The sequence below is a fragment of the Pseudonocardia sp. TRM90224 genome (genome assembly GCF_021245725.1).
Lineage (GTDB): Bacteria > Actinomycetota > Actinomycetes > Mycobacteriales > Pseudonocardiaceae > Pseudonocardia.
This window is the reverse complement of record NZ_JAJGSX010000029.1, coordinates 47,393-65,643: the sequence shown is the minus strand read 5'-3', so window position 1 is coordinate 65,643 and position 18,251 is coordinate 47,393. Positions and strand designations below refer to the sequence as shown.

Genomic DNA, 18,251 nt, shown 5'->3' with positions numbered 1-18,251 from the left:
GCGCCCCGAACTTCCCCACCGTTTTGCCAACTTGCACGCCTTCCAGGGTGTGCAGGTTGGCAAAACGGTGGGGAAGTTCCGGGGTCACGTCCAGTCGCGCTGCTCCGCCAGGCTCCCGGTGGTCTGCTTGCCGGCCTCGACGATCTTCTCCACGTGCCGCGCGTCGGCGGCGTCCTCGATCTGCTGCCCCGTCGCGCGCAGAGCGGGGCTCGCCGAACGGACCGCGGCGGCGGTGCTCTGCAGGCCGGTGCCGATCCGTCCGGCGACCCCGCCGGCCGCGGCGAGCGTCGACACCATCGTCGAGAGCCGCCGGGTGATCGCCTGGGCGAGGTCGATCGCCCGCACGACGATCGAGAGCACCATCCCGCCGATCCCGCCGCCCGCCGTCACGAGCGCGAGCGCGCCGAACGCGAGGACGTACTGCAGCACGACGCCCAGGAACTCCGCGATCAGGTCGCGGACCAGCGCGCGCACGGTCCCGACGCCGGCGCCGGTCATCAGCACCAGCCCGGAGAGCTGTTCGGCCCGTCCCGCCGATTCTTCGAGCGCACCGGCGAAGCGGTCGACGGCAGCGCGGTAGCCCTCGCCCGCCGCCCCGCTCCAACCCGGCAGCTGGGTCGCCATGGTCCGGTAGTCCTTCGCGATGGCCGCCAGCTCCGCGGAGACGTTGTGCCACGTCTTCGCCTGCGCGGTGATCTGCGTCGGGTCGCCCGCGAGCGCGTCGAGCGGCTCGTGCAGGAACGCGATGTGCTCGATCAGCCAGCCGATGCCCGCCTCGAACAGGGAGTCGAGCGGGTGCAGCACCGCGCCGAGCGTGTCGAGGCCCGCGCCGGCCGCCGCGAAACCCACCTGGAACGGGTCGACCTCATCCGCGCCGACGGCGTCGACCAGGTCGGCCCAGCTGGACGCCACCCCGGCGCCTTCCCAGTTGAGCGGCTCGGCGTCCTCGTCCTCGGGCTCCGCGACGAGCGCGCCGGTCATCCCGGCCACCGGAACGACGTCGCCGCGCCGTCCTCCGACCCGAGGTAGACGTCGTGGCTCTCCCGCACGGCGTTGCCGAAGTCCTCGGCGACCCCGGCCACCCCGTCGATCGCGGCGGATCCCGCCCCGACGGCTGTGGTGGCCGCCGCCGCGAACACCTGCCCGAGCAGCCCGTACGCCCACTGGTCCAGCGGTGCGGCCGCCTCGGCGGCGCGCCGCACCCGGCCCGCGATGGCGTCGACGTCGGCCGCGTGCGCGACGAGCGCGGCCGGGTCGACGCCGAACCCGGCGGTCACCGCGGCACCGCCAGCTGCGCCTCGATCACCCGCATGGCCTCGCTGTCCTGCCCGATCACCGGCGCGACCGCGGCAGCCGCCATCCGGGCCGCCTCGGCCTGCGCCCGCCGCGCGGCGCCCAGCACGGCAGCGGCGAGCTGCGTGCGGCTCATCGACTCGCTGCGCTCGCCCAGCACCAGCGCGGTGAGCGCACCGGCCGGCCCGACGGTCACACTGATGGCGCCGTCGCGGCTGGTCGCGGTCGCCTCGACCTCGGCGAGCGCGCGCTGCGCCTGCTCCGTCCGCGCCCTGACGTCGGCGAGCTTCGTGCGGTAGCCGGCGAGCCACTCCTCAGGTTCCATGCGACGGAGGCTAGGGAGCGGGTCGCCCTCTCCGTGGCCGATTGGAAGATGTCAGACAAGCACCGCCCGCAGCAGCTCGACGGGGTGCAACGCTTTCCGCTGCGTCCCGTGCGCGATCTGCTGGCGGCACGAGACACCGGTCGCCGCGACGACGGTGCCTGCCGGTTCGGCGCGGACGGCGGGGAAGAGCCGATCCTCGCCGACCGTCATCGAGACGTCGTAGTGCTCGGCCTCGAAGCCGAACGAGCCGGCCATGCCGCAGCACCCCGCGTCCAGCTCGACCACCTCGGCGCCGGGGATCCGGCGCAGCAGCGCCACCGATGCCGCCGTCCCGACCTCGGCCTTCTGGTGGCAGTGGCCGTGGAAGAGGATCCGCTGCCCGGCCGGCCACACGTCGGCGCTCGGCACCAGCGCGCCGCTGTCGATCGCGTCGACCAGCAGGTCCTCGACGAGCACCGCGCGCCGGCCGATGTCGGTCACCCGAGGGTCGTCGCCGAGCAGCGCCCTGTGCTCGTCCTTGAGCGTCAGCAGGCACGACGGTTCGACGCCGACGATCGGGCCCTCCGCCCTGGCGAGCGCGTCCACCAGCCCCGACGCCTGCCGGGCCGCCTGGTCGAGCAGGCCCTTGGAGAACGCGGCCCGTCCACAACAGCCGCCCGACTCCAGCCGGACGTCCCACCCCGCCCGCTCCAGGAGCTCGACGGCCGCGATCCCGACGCCGGGCTCGGTGAAGGCGGTGAACGAGTCGGCCAGGAACGTCAGCGGCCCGCGGGGCTGGAGGGTGCCAGGAAAGCCACTTTCCTGTCCTGTGGTGCCAGGAAAGTGGCTTTCCTGGCGTCCCCCAGCGGCGTGCCGGCGCGCGAACCAGCGGGGGAGGGTGCGGCGCGTGAACGTGGGGAGGGGCCGTTGCGCTGCGATGCCCAGCGGGCGCCGCATCCCCGGCAGCTTGCCGGCCAGGTTCGACAGCGGTGCCGTCGCCGAGCCGAGCCGGTTCAGCCGCCGGATGTTGCCGAAGACCCGCGACCGCAGCGGCGTCCCCTGCGTCGCGTGCTTCTGGTGCAGCGCCTCGCTCTTCAGCGTCGCCATGTCGACGCCGAGCGGGCACTCGCTCTTGCACGCCTTGCACATCAGGCACAGGTCGAGCACCTCGTGCAGCCGCTCGTCGCCGAGCGCGGCCCGCGGGTCCGGCTCCGACAGCGCCTTGACCAGCGCGTTCGCCCGCCCGCGGGTCGAGTCCTCCTCGCGCCGGGTCGCCATGTACGAGGGGCACATGACGCCGGTGTCGCTCTTGCGGCAGGCGCCGATGTTCATGCAGCGGTCGGCGGCATCGCGCATCCCGCCCCCGCTCCCGCCTCCGACCACGCTGAACGTGAGCGCGGTCCGCAGCGGCGGCGCGGGCGGCAGCGCGGCGTCGCGCAGGTGCTCGGTCATCGCCGGCGAGTCGACGATCTTGCCGGGGTTCATCCGGTTGTCCGGGTCGAAGATGGCCTTGACCTGCCGCATCGCCTCGTACAGCGCGTCGCCGAACAGCTGCCGGTTGAACTCGCTGCGGGCCAGCCCGTCGCCGTGCTCGGACGAGTTGGCGCCCCCGAACTCGGCCACCAGATCGCGGATCTCCTCCGCGACCGCACGCATCTTCACCACCTCGTCGGGTTTGGCGAGGTCGACGAACGGGCGGATGTGCAGGCAGCCCACCGAGCAGTGCCCGTAGAACCCGGCGCGCATCCCGTGCCGGTCGAGCACCTTCGCGAACCGCTGCGTGTACTCGGCCAGCCTGGCCGGCTCCACCGCGGTGTCCTCGATGAAGGCGAGCGGCCGGTTGGTGCCCTCGCTCGCCGCCATCAGCAGCCCGAGCCCCGACTTGCGCACCTTCAGCAGCGCACCCTGCTGGGCGGGCGTGTCGGCGCGCAGCGTGTGGTAGCCGTGGTGGTGGCGCTCCCACAGCGCGGTCAACCGGTCCAGTGAGGCCGCCAGCTCCGCCGGGTCGGGCCCGGTGAAGGAGACGAAGAGCAGCGCGTCGGGGTCGTCGACGAGTATCGAGCCCAGCGCGGCGTACTCGATCTTCTGCCGGGACAGGTCGAGGATCGTGCGGTCCATCAGCTCGACGGCCGCGGGGTCGCAGCTCAACGCGTCCTCGGTGGCGGCGATCGCGGCCTGCGTCGAGCGGAAGTGCCCGACCGCGATCATGGTGTGGCGCGGCTTCTCGACGAGCCCGACCGTCGCCTCGGTGAGCACGACGAGCGTCCCCTCCGAACCGACGACGAACTTGGCCAGGTCGAACCCGTCTGCGGGCCGGACGAGCCGGTCGAGCCGGTAGCCGCCCGCGCGGCGCCAGAACTGCGGGAACCCGGTGTCGATCGCGTCGCGCTGCGCGTCGACGAGAGCGGGCAGCTCGCGGTAGAGCGCGCCCTCCAGCGTCGACGCCGCTGCCCGGCGGGTTCGTTCGGCGTCGTCGACCGGCGCGAACCGGGCCGTCGACGCGTCGGAGAGCACGACGTCGAGCCCTTGCACGTGGTCGATCGTCATCCCGTACCGCACGGAGCCGCTGCCCGCGGAGTTGTTGCCGATCATGCCGCCGAGCGTCGCGCGGTTCGACGTCGACGTGTCGGGACCGAACATCAGCCCGTGCGCCGCCGCGGCCCGGTTCAGCTGGTCCTGCACCACCCCCGGCTGCACGCGCGCGGTGCGCGCCTCCGCGTCGAGCTCGACGATCGTGGACATGTGCCGCGAGAAGTCGAGCACCAGCGCGTCGCCGACGGTCTGCCCGGCGAGGCTGGTCGCCGCGCCGCGGGGCAGCACGGCGACGTCGTGCTCCGCGGCCAGCCGCACGGCCGCGACGACATCACCCGCGTGCCGTGGCGCGACCACACCCTGCGGCCGGATCGTGTACATGCTCGCGTCGCGCGAGTACAGGTGGCGGGTGTAGTCGTCGAACGCGACCTCGCCCTCGATCTCGCGGGCCAGTGCCTGTGCGAGGTCGTTCAACGCAGCAGCTCCAGCGCCGCCTCCACGCCGCCGGGTTTGATCGGCACTCCGGCCAGCTGCAGGCCCATCTGCACGCCCGCCAGCGTGCCGGCGAGCGTCAGGTCGTTGAAGTGGCCGAGGTGCCCGATCCGGAACACCGTGCCGGCGAGCCGACCGAGCCCGGCACCGAGCGACATGTCGAACCGCTCCAGGATGATCCGGCGCATGGCATCGGCGTCGTGGCCCTCGGGAAGGAGCACGGCGGTGAGCGCGCCGGAGTGCTCGCGCTCGTCGGCGCACCACACCTCGAGCCCCCACGCCCGCACGGCGGCGCGGGTGGCGGCCGCGTGCCGCTGGTGGCGCTCGAAGACGGCCGGGAGGCCCTCCTCGGCGAGCATCGCGCACGCCTCCTTCAGCCCGTAGAGCATGTTGGTGGCCGGGGTGTACGGGAAGAAGCCGCGCGAGTTCGCCTCGATGATCGGCGCCCAGTCCCAGTAGGAGCGCGGGAGGCCCGCGGACCGGGCGAGCGCCTTCTCGCTGACGGCGTTGAAGCCCAGCCCCGGCGGCAGCATCAGACCCTTCTGCGAGCCGGCGACGGTGACGTCGACACCCCACTCGTCGTGCCGGTAGTCGATCGAGCCGAGCGACGAGATCGTGTCGACGAGCAGCAGCGCGGGGTGCCCGGCCGCATCGATCGCCGCCCGCACCTCCGGAACGCGGCTGGTCACACCCGTCGAGGTCTCGTTGTGGACGACGCAGACCGCCGCGATCGTGTGCGCCGTGTCGGCTGCGAGCCGCTCTTCGACGGCGGCGGGGTCGACGCCGTGGCGCCAGTCGCCGGGGATCACCTCGACCTCCAGCCCGAGGCGCGCAGCCAGCTCCGCCCACAGCGTCGAGAACTGCCCGGTCTCGCCGATCAGCACGCGGTCGCCCGGGCTCAGCGTGTTGACCAGCGCTGCCTCCCACGCGCCCGTGCCGGACGACGGGTAGATCACCACGGGGCCGGACGTGCCGAAGACGGGTGCGAGCGCGGGCAGGACGGCGCGGGTCAGCTCGGCGAAATCAGGCCCGCGGTGGTCGATCGTCGGCGCGAGCATCGCGCGCAGCACCCGGTCGGGGACGTTGGTCGGGCCGGGGATCTGCAGGAAGTGGCGGCCACCCGTCGAACTCACGTTTCCTCCTCGGGTTGACGGTCGCTGTGACGCGAACCATACTCCATGACGGAAATTCACTTCCGTATCGTGGAACAGGACGTGCCTATGTCCTACCAGGTGATCTCCATCCTCGCGCTGGTTGTGGCCTTCATCATCGCCACGATCCGCCCGATCAACCTCGGCGCGCTCTCCCTCGTCGCCGCGTTCGTGATCGGCTCGATCGTCGTGGAGGGCAGCCCCGACGACGTCGCCGACAAGATCTTCGAGAACTTCCCCGGCAGCCTCTTCGTGATCCTCGTGGGGGTCACGTTCCTGTTCGCGATCGCGCGTGCCAACGGCACCGTCGACTGGCTGGTGCACATGGCGATGCGCGGCGTCGGCGGCCGCATCGCGCTGATCCCGTGGATCATGTTCATGGTCACCGGGTTGCTGACGGCATTCGGCGCCGTCGTCCCGGCCGCGGTCGCGATCATCGCGCCGGTCGGGCTGGGCTTCGCCGTGCGGCACCGGATCAACCCGGTGCTGATGGGCCTCTCGATCATCAACGGCGCCAGCGCGGGCGGGTTCTCCCCGCTCGCGATCTTCGGCGTCATCACGAACGGCGTCGTCGCCGACAACAACCTGCCCGGCAGCCCGCTCGTGCTGTTCCTGGGCAGCCTCGTGTTCAACATCCTGCTCAACGTCGTCGTCTTCGTGATCTTCGGTGGGCGCGAGCTGCTCGGCCGGGTCGTCGAGGAGGAGCCCGCCCAGGAGGTTGCGGCCGGTGGCGGACCCGGGGCCGCGAAGGCAGTCACGTCAGGCGCGACCGGGGCGTCGTTCAGCGAGAGCGAGCACGAGCCGGTCACGACCCTCGACCTGAACCGCTCGCTCACCCTCGTCGCGCTGGTCGGCGTCGCGGTCGGGGCGCTCGGGTTCCAGCTCGACGTCGGGCTGCTAGCCGTCACGGCGGCCGTGCTGCTCTCGCTGCTCGCGCCGCAGACCTACAAGGGCGCCGTCGCGCAGGTCGCGTGGCCGACCGTGCTGCTGATCTGCGGTATCGTCACCTACGTCAACCTGATGCAGGACATCGGCACGGTCGACTTCCTCGGCAACCAGGTCGCGACGATCGGTGTGCCGCTGCTCGCGGCGCTCGTCATCTGCTACATCGGCGCCGCGGTGTCCGCGTTCGCGTCGACGACCGGCATCCTCGGCGCGCTCATCCCGCTGGCCGTGCCGTTCCTGCTGGCCGGGCACGTCGGGCCGATCGGGCTGATCACCGCGCTCGCGATCTCGTCGTCGGTGGTCGACTCCAGCCCGTTCTCCACGTCGGGTGCGCTGGTCGCGGCGAACGCGCCGGAGGACCGGCGCGAGTACGTCTACCGGCGGCTGATGATGTGGGGCTTCTCGATGGTGGTGATCGCGCCGCCGATCACATGGCTGCTGCTGGTGGTGCCTGGTTGGTTGTAGGCATGCCACCGCTTTCCGGTGTCACCGTCCTCGAGGTCGGCGTGTTCATGGCGGGGCCGTTCGCCACCATGCAGCTCGCCGACCTCGGGGCGCGGGTCATCAAGATCGAGAATCCGGAGGGGCCCGACCCGACCAGGGCGACCGGGCCGTTCGTCGATGGCCACAGCTCGCCGTTCGCGCGGCTCAACCGCAACAAGGAGTCGGTGGCGCTCGACCTCAAGTCGGAGGCGGGCCGGCGGGCGTTCCTGCGGCTCGTCGAGCGGGCCGACGCGCTGGTGGAGAACCTCCGGCCGGGCGCGCTGCGCAAGCTCGGGCTCGGCCCCGACGACCTGGCGGCGGTGAACCCCGACCTCGTGTACGCGTCGGCGTCGGGGTTCGGGCAGGACGGCCCACTCGCCGCGCTGCCAGGGCTGGACATCATGGCGCAGGCCCGCTCGGGGCTGATGAGCATCACGGGGGAGCCGGGCGGCGACCCGGTGAAGGTCGGCGTGCCGATCTGCGACCTCGTCGCGGGCCTCTACACGGCGCTGGCGGTGACGGCCGCGCTGCGCGGCGCGACCGGCCAGCACGTGGACGTCTCGCTGCTGGAGTCGGGCGTCTCGCTCGCCGTCTGGGAGGCGGGGCGGTACTTCGCCACCGGGGAGGTCGGCCGCCCGCTCGGCTCGGCGCACCAGACCGGCGCGCCTTACCAGGCGTTCCGGTGCGCCGACGGCTGGGTGACGCTCGGCGCGATCACCCCGAAGACGTGGGACGGCCTGTGCGCCGCGCTCGACCTCGCGCACCTGCACACCGACCCGCGCTACGGCGATTCGGCCGCTCGGCACACCCACCGCGCGTCGCTCGTGCCCGCCGTCGAGGAGGCGACCTCGGCGCGTTCGACGGCGGCGGTCGTCGACGCGCTGGTGGCGGCCGGGGTGCCGGTCGCGCCGATCGAGGACTACGCGGCCGTCTTCAGCGATCCGCACCTCGGCGAGCGCGGGTTCTTCTGGGACGCCGACCACCCGCAGCTGGGGCCGGTCCGCCAGCTGGGCTCACCGATGCGGTTCTCCGAGAGCCCACCCCGCCACGACAACGCGGGCCCGCCGCTCGGCGCCGACACCCGGACCGTGCTGGCCGAGCTCGGCTACAGCGACGCCGAGATGGACGAGGTGGCCAGATGAGCGACCTGCTGGTGGAGCGCGCCGGCCCGGCGCTGCACGTCACCTTCAACCGACCGAAGGCGCACAACGCGCTGACGTTCGCGATGTACGAGGGCGTGCACGACGCGTGCGAGACCGCCGACGCCGATCCCGACATCCGCGTGCTCGTGCTGCGCGGCGCCGGCGGGAAGGCGTTCGTCTCGGGCACGGACATCGCGCAGTTCGAGGGGTTCGACGGCCAGGACGGCGTCGCGTACGAGAAGCGCATCACGCGCGTCCTGCACCGGCTGGAGGACACGCGGGTGCCGACCGTCGCGGCCGTCGACGGGTACTGCATCGGCGGCGGGCTCGCCCTCGCCGCGGTCTGCGACCTGCGGATCGCCACCGCGGCGTCCCGGTTCGGGGTGCCGATCGCGCGCACGCTGGGCAACTGCCTCTCGATGGACACGCACGCGCTGCTCGTCGGGCACATCGGGCCGGCGCGGACGCTGGACATGCTGCTGCGGGCCAAGCTGCTGGACGCGGGCTCGGCCCACGCGGCCGGGTTCGTCACGCAGCTCGTCGAGGACGCCGCGGGGCTCGACACCGCCGTCGCCGACACCGTCGCGGAGCTCGCGGCGAACGCGCCGCTCAGCATGTGGGCGGCGAAGCAGTCGGTGGCCCGGCTGCGCAGGGCGCAGCTGCCCGAGGGCGACGACATCGTCTCGGCGGTCTACGCGAGCGCCGACTTCGCGGCGGCGGTTCGCTCGTTCGCGGCGAAGCAACGCCCGACCTGGACCGGCACGTGACCGCCGGCGGATACCCTGGACGGTCCGTAACGCGTTGCAGGGGAGTCCGATGACCGAGGCCGGTCCTGATCGGAGCGGCGGAGTCCAGTCGCTCGACCGGGCGTTCGCGTTGCTCGAACACATGGCCGAGGCCGGTGGCGACGTCGCGCTCTCGGAGCTCGCCGCCCGCTCCGGCCTGCCGATGCCGACGATCCACCGGATCGTGCGGACGCTCGTCGCGTCCGGATACGTGCGGCAGCTGCCGTCGCGGCGCTACGCGCTCGGCCCGCGGCTGATCGGGCTCGGCGACGCGGCGTCGCGCATGCTGGGGGAGTGGGCCCGGCCCCAACTCGCGCTGCTGGTCGACCAGGTCGGCGAGACGGCCAACATGGCGATGCTCGACGGCGACGCCGTCGTCTACGTCGCGCAGGTGCCCTCGCGGCACTCCATGCGGATGTTCACCGAGGTGGGGCGCCGGGTCCCGGTGCACTGCACGGGGGTGGGCAAGGCGCTGCTCGCGCAGCTGCCGCCGGACGACGTGCTGGCGCTGCTGCGACGCACGGGCATGGCGGCGCAGACCCCGCACACCATCACCGAACCGGCCCGGCTCGCGGCCGAGCTGGAGCGGATCCGGCAGCAGGGGTACGCCGTCGACGACGCGGAGCAGGAGCTGGGCGTGCGCTGCATCGCCGTCGCCGTGCCCGGCGGCCCGTCCATGACGGCGATCTCGGTGTCGGGCCCGGAATCACGCGTGAGCTGGGCGGCCGTCGAACGCATCGCACCGCTGCTGCGCCAGTCGGCCGAGGCGCTCGCCGGCCACCTCGACGCCCGCGGCGCCATGGCCTGACGCGAAAGTTCCCCACCGTTTTGCCAACCTGCACGCCTTCCAGGGTGTGCAAGTAGGCAAAACGGTGGGGAAGTTCGGGCTCCTCAGCGCCGGCGCCACCAGATCTCCACCGGCTCGTCGAGCCCACCCGGCTCGACGAGCCGCTGCAGCAGCCTGTACGTCCGCTGGGTGTCGGGGTGGCCCGCGCCGAGCGTGGAGAGCTGGCCGTCGACCACCTTCTCCATCAACGCCGCGCTCTGCAGGAGGAGCCCCTGCTTCATCCGGATCTGCGCGAGCGTCATCGTCCAGCGCAGCGTGAGCGGGTCGTACGCGCCGACGAGCTTCTCGTTGCTCTCGATCAGCAGCTGCACCTGCACCCCGGCCCGGAGCAGGTCACCCGCTTCGAGGTAGCGCTGCGCCAACCTGATGCTGCGGCCGTCGAGCCACCGTTCGATCGACCCGCGCACTGCCGCGATCACCACCGCCGCCCCCAACGCGAGCGCCGTCGTCCGCATCCACTGCGGCACGGCGTCCACGCCGAGGAGCAGCACCGCGACGCCGACCGCGGCGGCGAAGACCGCGATCCCGACCATCAGCACGAAGAGCGCCTTCATGAGGTCGAACCGGGTCCGGCGTTGCGTCGTGGGCATGGCCTACCTCCACTGGGATCCGTCGTTCACCAGAGACGACCCCGGCGAGGCCGGATCGGTTGGGGTCGGGAGGGCGCGAGTCGGGCTCACCCCGTGCGCGAGTCGGGCTCAGCGCGTGGGTGAGTCGGGCTCACCGCGCACCCAACGCGCTGACGCGTTTGTGATCGCGAACGTTTGAGCGAAAGGCGAGACCGTCCACCGGCTTGCGCTGCAACCATCGTTGATCGTCAACCAGCGACTCGATTGCCTGCGCAGTCCGGAATGGAAGTGAGAAGTAATGACCTGGACGTTATCCCGAAAGGTACTCGCGATCGTGGTCGCGTTTGCGCTGAGCGGAAGCCTTGGGTTTGCCTTCACAGGATCGGCTTCAGCTCGGCCTCCACCGAGAAACACCAATCCGCTTGATTGGACAGTGCTTGCCTTCTACACCTCGGCCCTCGGTCACGTCGTTCCGATGCGTGTCGGGCAGCACGACCTGCGAACGCAAGCAGGCGTCGTCGATGGGTTCGGCAGGGTTCACATCATCGACGGCCATGGCATCGTGCCGGCGGATCGGGTGATCATAGATGCGCTCGCGGCGGCATGCGCTCCTAGTGGTTTCAACCGGATACTGTGCAAGTCCGACGAGGTGGAGGTCGTCTACGACACCGGCCGTGATCCCCGCTCTTCGGACGCCCACATTGTGGGTATACGGCCTACTTCAGGAATCCATGTGTCTGCTGACAGGGGCGTCGGTTGTATTCACGTGACGTGTACACGCAGGAGTTCGTCGGCGACGCTGTTGGATCGCTGTTCGAGTTCTTCCAGACCTGGGAGAAGGGCGAGTTGCACCGCTTCTCCGTGATCCGGGACGACGAGTCGGACTGGGTCGAGTGCACGTTCGCGCTGGACGCCCACCCGGAGGTCGAGTTCTCCTACCGCTGGGCCGTCGCGTCGGCCGACGAACCGCAGATGGGGGCATCCACCTCGGTCAGCGTCTTCCTCTCCTCGATGGTGGAGCGCATCCGCACCCGCAGGCTGGAGCTCGTGGGCGGGAAGGTCTCGCTCAACTGAATGACGGCCGTCCAGTCCGCACGCGAGGGCAGGAAAGCCACTTTCCTGCCCTCACAGGGCCTGAAAGTGGCTTTCCTGCCCTCCCCCCGGCGGCCGGGTGGTCCCGAAGGCGCCGGGTTATGCCGCGTCGAGCACCGCGTGCACCTGGTCGCGCAGCTGGTTCGCCTCCGTGTCGGTGAGGGTGTGGTCGATCGGCCGCAGCACCATCCTGAGCAGCACGTTCGTGAGGCCGGGGCGGCTGCCGAGCCGTTCCTGGACGTGCGGCGGCAGGTCGGCGTGCGCGGTCCTGGTCAGCACCGTCAGCGATTCCAGCACGTCCGCTGCGCCGCCGAGGGCCGTGCGGGCCAGGTCGCCGAGCAGCTCCTCATCCGGTGTAGCTGTGACGATCGAGAGGTCTCGGCGCACCGGCGGCATCATCGAGACCGGCTGCCATGGCGTCAGGTCGCGCATCTGCGCGGCAACCCGCGGATCGGCGGATCGCAGCAACCGGATGTCCGGGATGTGCTTGCGCAGCATGAGCGCCCGGTCGAGGCCCATCCCGAGCGCGAGCCCGCTCCACCGAGCGGGATCCAGGCCGGCGGTGGCCAGCACACCCGGCGCGACGAGACCGCATTCGGCCAGCTCGACCCACCGTCCGTCGCGGTCGACGTCGATCTGGCTGCCGTGCACCGTGTACGGGTGCTCGGCGGGCACCATCCGCCACACCGTGCTGGGCAGCAACGCCTCGACGAGCGCCCCCGCCATCGCGCGCAGGTCGTCGGCGCCGACTCCGCCGCCGACGCCGCCACGCACGATCCGCCAGAGCTCGAGCTGGTGCGGCGAGCCGACGTGCAACCGGTCGATGACGTCGCGCCGGTGCACGAGTCCCGGCCGCACCAGCAGCACGTCCGGCGCGGCATCGGCGCGGCGGGCCAGCTCGCGCAGCGCGGGTGGGATCGCCGCGGAGGTGTGGCTGCGCAGCATGACGGTCTCGCTGATGTAGCGGGAGTACCGCCCGTCCCTGGTGGCAGCGGCCGGGCTGTAGCCGAGCCGGTCGTAGTTGTCCTCGACGCTGACGACGGCCCGCGGCCGGCGCAGGTCGACCGCGCAGTCCCAGAGCGCGGCGAGCGCCGCCACGGCGTCGTCGAGCAGGATCTGCATGGCGTGCGGGCCGCACGCGGGATCGGAGAGGTCGCGCAGTTCGAGCGCCGCGGCGAGCTCGCCGGGCGAGAGCAGGGTGGTCATCGGAGTTCCTCACGGAGAGCAGGGGAGGGGAATCACCCCCCGACCGGCTCGGCGCGGGAGCTCAGCAGTGCAGGCGCCCGCGACCGCTGCGCGGCCGGGGGCGGCAAAATCGCCGCTGCACGGAACTCATGGCTCCAGTCTACGAACGGGGCAACCGGCTTTCCGTCAGCGCGAACTCAGCGACGTCGTCGAGCCGGGGCCGGCCGGGCGCCGATCGGTCCGCGACCAGGAACACCGCACCGGCCACCCAGCTCGCCGCGACCGGCTCCCCGGCCAGGTCGGCGGGGACGCGGCCGCGCGCGAGCACGACGTCGGCCTGGAACGGCTGCGGGTGGGTCACCGGGACGAGCCCGACCGTCGCGTCGAAGACGGTCGCGGCGAGGTCGTCGAGCCCTACCACCGGAGCGCCGAGCCACTGCCCGCCCAACCTGCGGGTCGCGGGCCCGAGCTCGCAGCGGGTCGCCGGCAGCCCGTCGAGCTCGTCGTGCAGCGCGTCGACCAGCGGTTCCACCAGATCGTCCGGCACGTGGCCGAGCGGGCGTAGCTTCACGATCCACTGCTCGGGCGCCGACCACGACACCCGCGGCGTCGGGGGCCGGGGCAGCGCCGCGAGCACCGCCGAGACGTCCGGCGGGAGCCGCAACGCGACCGAGAGCCGTGCCACGTCAGTCCTCGGCGACCTTCGTCGGCGCGACCCGCTCCACGAAGTCGAGAACGACGTGCGTGAAGAGCGGCCGGGTGATCGCGCCGCCGTGGTCGGCGCCCGGCAGGACGGCCAGCTCGGCGCCGGGCACCGCCTGGACGATCCGGTGCGCCTGGGCGAACGCCGCGGTGTCGGCGTCGCCGGTGAGCACGAGCGTCGGCAGGGAGACCGTGGCGAGGGTCTCGTCGGAGTACTCCGGGACGTTGTGCCAGAGCACGCTCGTCTCCTCCAGCAGCGCCCGCCAGCGGTCCCCGTGCAGCTCGATCACGGCGTCGGCGAAGTCGCCGACGGTCCCCCGGAGCCGGTCGACGTCGACCTGGCCGGGCACCGCCATGCCGAGGCTCTCCAGCATCGCCGCGTAGTCGGCGTCCTGTTCGACGACGATCCCGCCGAGCGCCACCGCGCCTGCCGCGTCGGGATGCCGCAGCGCCAGCTCGAGCGCGGTCTGCGCACCGTCGCTGTACCCGACGACGACGGGCCGCTCCAGGCCGAGCGCCGCGATGAACGCCGCGGTGTCGTCGGCGAACTGCTCGTAACGCAGGCTGCCGGCCGGGTTGTCGGTGCGGCCGTGCCCGCGCGTGTCCGGCGCGAGCACGCGGTGCGCCGCCGCGAACATCTCGATGTGCGGTCCCCACATCATCCGGGCGGTCACCAGCCCGCCGTGCAGCAGGACGATCGGCGCCCCCGTGCCGTGGTCCTCGTAGTGCACCGTGATCCCGTTGCAGTCGACCGTGTGATCCATCTCTGCTCCTCCCGTCACGCGTGGGACCGCAGCATTGTCCTCAACCTTCGCTGCGCTGGGTCAGGTAGCGGATCGGTGCAGGTGTGAGCGGTGCCATTGCGCTGCGGCGAGCCCGGCGAGCAGGACAGCGACCACCGCCAGGCTGACGCGGAGGGATCCGCCGGCGCCGCCGCCGAGAACGGCCCAGACGGCGATCAGGGTTGCCGTCACCGCATTGGCCACGGCGACCACCCGTGCTGCGGCGGGATCGTTCCGGCTCGACAGCCACCACAGCGCGCCGGCGGCGGCCAGCAGTACCACCGCCACCACGAGCAGGGCGGGACGGCCCAGCCAGGGCGGCGATGCCCAGGCGCCGGCGGCGGGCAGCCCGATGGCCAGCCACAGACACCCCGCTGCCAAGACGCACTCGAACACCGCATCCCCACGAAGCAGGACACGCAGATCGAACCGGGTAGAGCGCGACGTCGTCACGGTCACTCCTCTCGACCTCCGAAAACGTAGCAGTCGCTACATCCAATGTGAAGCAGTTGCTACAGTCCGCGGGTGGACCGCCGCGCCGCGCTCACCGAAGGTGCACTGGCCTACGTGCTCGAGCACGGGCTGATCGGGCTGTCGCTGCGCCCGCTCGCTGCGGCGCTGGGCACCAGCGACCGCATGCTGATCTACCACTTCGCCAACAAGGAGACGTTGATCGCCGAGGTGGTCGCCCTGGCCAACCGCCGTCTGGCCGAGTCCATCGACGAGGCAGATCCGCCCGTGCGGACCGTCGGTGATCTCGTGCGCTACGCCTGGCGGGTCGTGAACGACCCCGTCGCGCACGGCGCGATGCGTCTGTACCTGCAGATGTGCGTCCTGTCGGTGCACGAGTCGGACGGCTGGCGCTCCGCCCATGAACAATCCCGCGAACCGTGGCTGATCATGCTGCGCACCGGACTGGCCGAACTCGCCATCCCCCAGCCACGCGTGGAGCCCCTCGCCGACCTCATCCTCGACACCGTCGACGGTCTGCTCCTCGACAGTCTCGTCACCTCGCGCCCGGCACGGGTCGACGCCGCCGCGGCGGCATTCGCCGACCTCCTTGATCACGATTCCGCGGATCGGGCTGCAACTCATCTATAGTCCGGTCTGCTGGTGGTTCGGCTATGCACGAGATGGTGGTGCAGATCCGAGGCAAGAGGGAACCCGGTGAGAGTCCGGGACTGCCCCGCAGCGGTGAGCGGGAACGACAGCCGTCAACGAGCACTGGGTCGCAGGACCTGGGAAGCGACGGCCGGTAGGTCGCCGGACGAAGGTCCGGCGGTGCCCGCGAGTCCGAATACCTGCCGCCGGTGCGTGCACCTTCCGGTGCGCGCAGATCCGTCGGCCTCGTGGGAGGGCCGAGTGGACCACTCGGTCTCCTCGTGCTGCCCGCGTTCCGGTGGGTCGTCCCGCACGCTCGCGAGGAGAGAGCAGTGACTCAACAGATCGGATCGACCGTCCTCGGCTACCCGCGCATCGGGCCCGACCGGGAGCTCAAGCGCGCCGTCGAGCGGTACTGGGCCGGCACCCTCGGCGAGGACGGCCTGCGGGCCGCCGCGGCCGAGCTGCGCCGCAGCACCTGGACCGGGCTGCGCGACGCGGGGCTCGGCTCCGTGTCGAGCAACACGTTCTCCTATTACGACCACGTGCTCGACATGGCACGAACGGTCGGCGCCGTGCCGGCGCGGTTCGCCGAACTCGGGCGCTCCGACATCGACACCCTGTTCGCGATGGCCCGCGGCACCGACGGCGTCGCGCCGCTGGAGCTGACCAAGTTCTTCGACACCAACTACCACTACCTCGTGCCCGAGCTGGGCCCGGACACGGCGCTGCGGCTCGCCGACCGCAAGCCCGTCGACGAGTACCGGGAGGCCCGCGCGGCCGGCGTCGAGACGCGCCCGGTGCTGCTGGGCCCGGTCAGCTTCCTGCTGATGGCCAAGGGGCACGGGGTGGACCCGCTCGACCTGCTCGACCGGCTCGTCGAGGTCTACGCCGAGCTCCTGGGCGAGCTGGCCGCGGCCGGCGCGTCCTGGGTGCAGCTCGACGAGCCGGCGTTCGTCGCCGACCGCTCGGGGCGCGAGCTCGCCGCGCTCGGCACGGCCTACCGGGCGCTCGGCGCGGTTGCGGCGCGGCCCAAGATCCTGGTCGCGGCCTACTACGGCGACCTGGGGCCCGCGTTGCAGGTGCTCGCCGAGAGCCCGGTCGAGGCGATCTCGCTCGACCTGGTCGCCGGCGCGTCCGATCTGTCGGCGGCCGCGGCGCTGCCCGCTCTGCGCGAGAAGACCGTGCTGGCCGGGGTGGTCGACGGCCGCAACGTCTGGCGCACCGATCTCGACGTCGCGCTCGGCACCGCGGCGACGCTGCTCGGCACCGCCGGGCGGGTGGAGATCGCGACGTCGTGCTCGCTGCTGCACGTGCCGTACGACGTCGAGGGCGAACCCGCGCTCGGCGTCGTCAAGGACCGGCTGGCGTTCGCCGCGCAGAAGGTCGAGGAGGTGGTGCTGCTCGGCAGGGCGCTGCACGAGGGCCGTGACGCCGTTGCGAGCGAGTTCGCTGCGGCGAAGGCACTGCGAGCGGTCGACCGGGCCGACGAACGTGACGAGCACGTGCGGGCCCGCCTCGACACGCTCGGCGCCGACCACTACCGCCGCGGCAGCGCCGACGCCCGTACCGCTGCACAACGCAGCCACCTCGCGCTCGGGCCCGTCCCGACCACGACGATCGGCTCGTTCCCGCAGACCGCGCAGATCCGCAAGGACCGCGCGGCGCACCGGTCCGGCACGCTCGACGACGCCGCGTACGAGTCGAGGATGCGGGCCGAGATCGAGCGCGTGATCCGGCTGCAGGAGGAGATCGGCCTCGACGTCCTCGTGCACGGTGAGCCCGAGCGCAACGACATGGTGCAGTACTTCGCGGAGAACCTCGCCGGGTTCGCCATCACGCAGAACGGCTGGGTGCAGTCGTACGGCACGCGGTGCGTCCGGCCGCCGGTGCTCTACGCCGACGTGTCCCGGCCGGCGCCGATCACCGTCGGGTGGAGCTCCTACGCGCAGTCGCTCACGTCGAAGCCGGTCAAGGCGATGCTGACCGGGCCCGTCACCATCCTCGCCTGGTCGTTCGTGCGCGCCGACCAGCCGCTCGGCGAGACGGCACGTCAGGTCGGGCTCGCGCTGCGCGACGAGGTGCGTGACCTCGAGGCCGCGGGGCTGCGGGTGATCCAGGTCGACGAGCCGGCGCTGCGTGAGCTGCTCCCGCTGCGCGCGGCGGCGCAGCCGGCCTACCTGGAGTGGTCGGTCGACGCGTTCCGGCTCGTCACGGGTGGGGTGGCCGACTCCACCCAGGTGCACACCCACCTGTGCTACTCGGAGTTCGAGGTCGTGGTGCCTGCCATCGACGCCCTCGACGCCGACGTCACCACGGTGGAGGCGGCCCGGTCGAGCATGGCCGAGCTGGAGCAGCTGGGCACCGGTGTGACGCGAGGAATCGGCCCCGGCGTCTACGACGTCCACTCGCCCCAGGTGCCCAGCACCGCCGAGATCGAGCGGCTGCTCAGCGCGGCCGGCACGTGGGTCACACCCGACCGCCTGTGGGCCAACCCCGACTGCGGGCTCAAGACCCGCGGCGAGCGGGAGGTGACCGCCGCCCTCCGCAACCTCGTCGCCGCAGCCCGCGCCGTCCGCCCGTAGCCGCGAGTCCCACGTCTCGGCGCGCGAGTCCCACGTTCCAGCGCGCGTGTCCCACGTTCCAGCGCGCGAGTCCCGCGTTTCGGCGGGCGTGTCCCGCGTTCCAGCGGGCGAGTGCCGCGTTGCGGTGCGTGAGTCTCACGTCGGCGCAGCCGGACTCGCGCGTGCACGGCGCGACTGAAACGTGGGACTCGCCGACTGAAACGTGGGACTCGCCGACCGGGACGTGGGACTCGCCGACCGGGACGTGGGACTCGCCGACCG

Annotated in this window: 17 protein-coding genes and 1 riboswitch; of the genes, 7 read left to right on the top strand and 10 right to left on the bottom strand. The window is 72.2% G+C overall.

What is annotated here, in order from left to right; all coding sequences use genetic code 11:
- Positions 1-84: 84 nt before the first annotated feature.
- From LL648_RS30490 to LL648_RS30470, 5 genes are read right to left on the bottom strand one after another with little or no spacing between them, the layout of a single operon-like run.
- Positions 85-981: a WXG100 family type VII secretion target gene (locus LL648_RS30490; RefSeq protein ID WP_232666230.1), complete on the bottom strand. Its 897-nt coding sequence runs from the start codon at positions 979-981 to the stop codon at positions 85-87.
- Positions 978-1,277, bottom strand: a complete 300-nt coding sequence (locus tag LL648_RS30485) for a type VII secretion target (RefSeq protein ID WP_232666229.1) — start codon at positions 1,275-1,277, stop codon at positions 978-980. Before LL648_RS30485 ends, LL648_RS30490 begins: the two co-directional genes overlap by 4 nt.
- Positions 1,274-1,618: a YbaB/EbfC family nucleoid-associated protein gene (locus LL648_RS30480; RefSeq protein WP_232666228.1), complete on the bottom strand. Its 345-nt coding sequence runs from the start codon at positions 1,616-1,618 to the stop codon at positions 1,274-1,276. The genes LL648_RS30485 and LL648_RS30480 overlap by 4 nt, the downstream gene beginning before the upstream one ends.
- A 51-nt stretch (positions 1,619-1,669) precedes the next feature.
- On the bottom strand, positions 1,670-4,603 hold the full coding sequence (locus LL648_RS30475; RefSeq protein ID WP_232666227.1) for an FAD-binding and (Fe-S)-binding domain-containing protein: 2,934 nt from the start codon (positions 4,601-4,603) through the stop codon (positions 1,670-1,672).
- On the bottom strand, positions 4,600-5,754 hold the full coding sequence (locus LL648_RS30470; protein ID WP_232666226.1) for a pyridoxal-phosphate-dependent aminotransferase family protein: 1,155 nt from the start codon (positions 5,752-5,754) through the stop codon (positions 4,600-4,602). The genes LL648_RS30475 and LL648_RS30470 overlap by 4 nt, the downstream gene beginning before the upstream one ends.
- A gap of 87 nt (positions 5,755-5,841) precedes the next feature.
- Between LL648_RS30470 and LL648_RS30465 the strand changes: the two genes are divergently transcribed.
- The 4 genes from LL648_RS30465 to LL648_RS30450 are packed head-to-tail and all read left to right on the top strand — an operon-like array spanning position 5,842 to position 9,935.
- Positions 5,842-7,182: an SLC13 family permease gene (locus tag LL648_RS30465; protein ID WP_232666225.1), complete on the top strand. Its 1,341-nt coding sequence runs from the start codon at positions 5,842-5,844 to the stop codon at positions 7,180-7,182.
- A gap of 2 nt (positions 7,183-7,184) precedes the next feature.
- A complete protein-coding gene (locus LL648_RS30460; RefSeq protein ID WP_232666224.1) occupies positions 7,185-8,342 on the top strand; it encodes a CaiB/BaiF CoA transferase family protein in 1,158 nt (385 codons plus the stop codon).
- On the top strand, positions 8,339-9,109 hold the full coding sequence (locus tag LL648_RS30455; RefSeq protein ID WP_232666223.1) for an enoyl-CoA hydratase/isomerase family protein: 771 nt from the start codon (positions 8,339-8,341) through the stop codon (positions 9,107-9,109). The genes LL648_RS30460 and LL648_RS30455 overlap by 4 nt, the downstream gene beginning before the upstream one ends.
- Before the next feature lie 49 nt (positions 9,110-9,158).
- Positions 9,159-9,935: an IclR family transcriptional regulator gene (locus LL648_RS30450; RefSeq protein ID WP_232666222.1), complete on the top strand. Its 777-nt coding sequence runs from the start codon at positions 9,159-9,161 to the stop codon at positions 9,933-9,935.
- 83 nt (positions 9,936-10,018) lie between these two features.
- Here LL648_RS30450 and LL648_RS30445 read toward each other — a convergent pair whose 3' ends face one another.
- Positions 10,019-10,564: a hypothetical protein gene (locus LL648_RS30445; RefSeq protein WP_232666221.1), complete on the bottom strand. Its 546-nt coding sequence runs from the start codon at positions 10,562-10,564 to the stop codon at positions 10,019-10,021.
- Positions 10,565-11,314: 750 nt separating this feature from the next.
- On the opposite strand from LL648_RS30445, the gene LL648_RS30440 reads away from it, so the two are divergent.
- Positions 11,315-11,617, top strand: coding sequence for a hypothetical protein (locus LL648_RS30440; RefSeq protein WP_232666220.1), 303 nt, complete (start codon positions 11,315-11,317; stop codon positions 11,615-11,617).
- A gap of 117 nt (positions 11,618-11,734) precedes the next feature.
- Here LL648_RS30440 and srmL read toward each other — a convergent pair whose 3' ends face one another.
- From srmL to LL648_RS30420, 4 genes are all read right to left on the bottom strand, one after another.
- Positions 11,735-12,841 carry a PheS-related mystery ligase SrmL gene (gene srmL / locus LL648_RS30435; RefSeq protein ID WP_232666219.1) on the bottom strand — a complete coding sequence of 369 codons (1,107 nt, stop codon included), beginning with the start codon at positions 12,839-12,841 and terminating at the stop codon, positions 11,735-11,737.
- A gap of 139 nt (positions 12,842-12,980) precedes the next feature.
- Positions 12,981-13,505 (bottom strand): 2'-5' RNA ligase family protein, encoded by a 525-nt coding sequence (locus tag LL648_RS30430; protein ID WP_232666218.1) that lies wholly within the window; start codon positions 13,503-13,505, stop codon positions 12,981-12,983.
- Position 13,506: 1 nt separating this feature from the next.
- Positions 13,507-14,286 (bottom strand): alpha/beta fold hydrolase, encoded by a 780-nt coding sequence (locus LL648_RS30425; RefSeq protein WP_232666217.1) that lies wholly within the window; start codon positions 14,284-14,286, stop codon positions 13,507-13,509.
- A 60-nt stretch (positions 14,287-14,346) separates the two neighbouring features.
- Complete coding sequence (locus LL648_RS30420; protein WP_232666216.1) at positions 14,347-14,757, bottom strand: hypothetical protein; 411 nt, start codon at positions 14,755-14,757, stop codon at positions 14,347-14,349.
- A gap of 72 nt (positions 14,758-14,829) precedes the next feature.
- On the opposite strand from LL648_RS30420, the gene LL648_RS30415 reads away from it, so the two are divergent.
- Positions 14,830-15,405, top strand: coding sequence for a TetR/AcrR family transcriptional regulator (locus tag LL648_RS30415; protein ID WP_232666215.1), 576 nt, complete (start codon positions 14,830-14,832; stop codon positions 15,403-15,405).
- Positions 15,402-15,627, top strand: a riboswitch (cobalamin riboswitch). It overlaps the preceding gene by 4 nt.
- Positions 15,628-15,737: 110 nt before the next feature.
- The gene (gene metE / locus LL648_RS30410; RefSeq protein WP_232666214.1) at positions 15,738-17,990 is read left to right on the top strand and encodes a 5-methyltetrahydropteroyltriglutamate--homocysteine S-methyltransferase; all 2,253 of its coding nucleotides are present in this window, start codon (positions 15,738-15,740) and stop codon (positions 17,988-17,990) included.
- Positions 17,991-18,251: the final 261 nt, after the last annotated feature.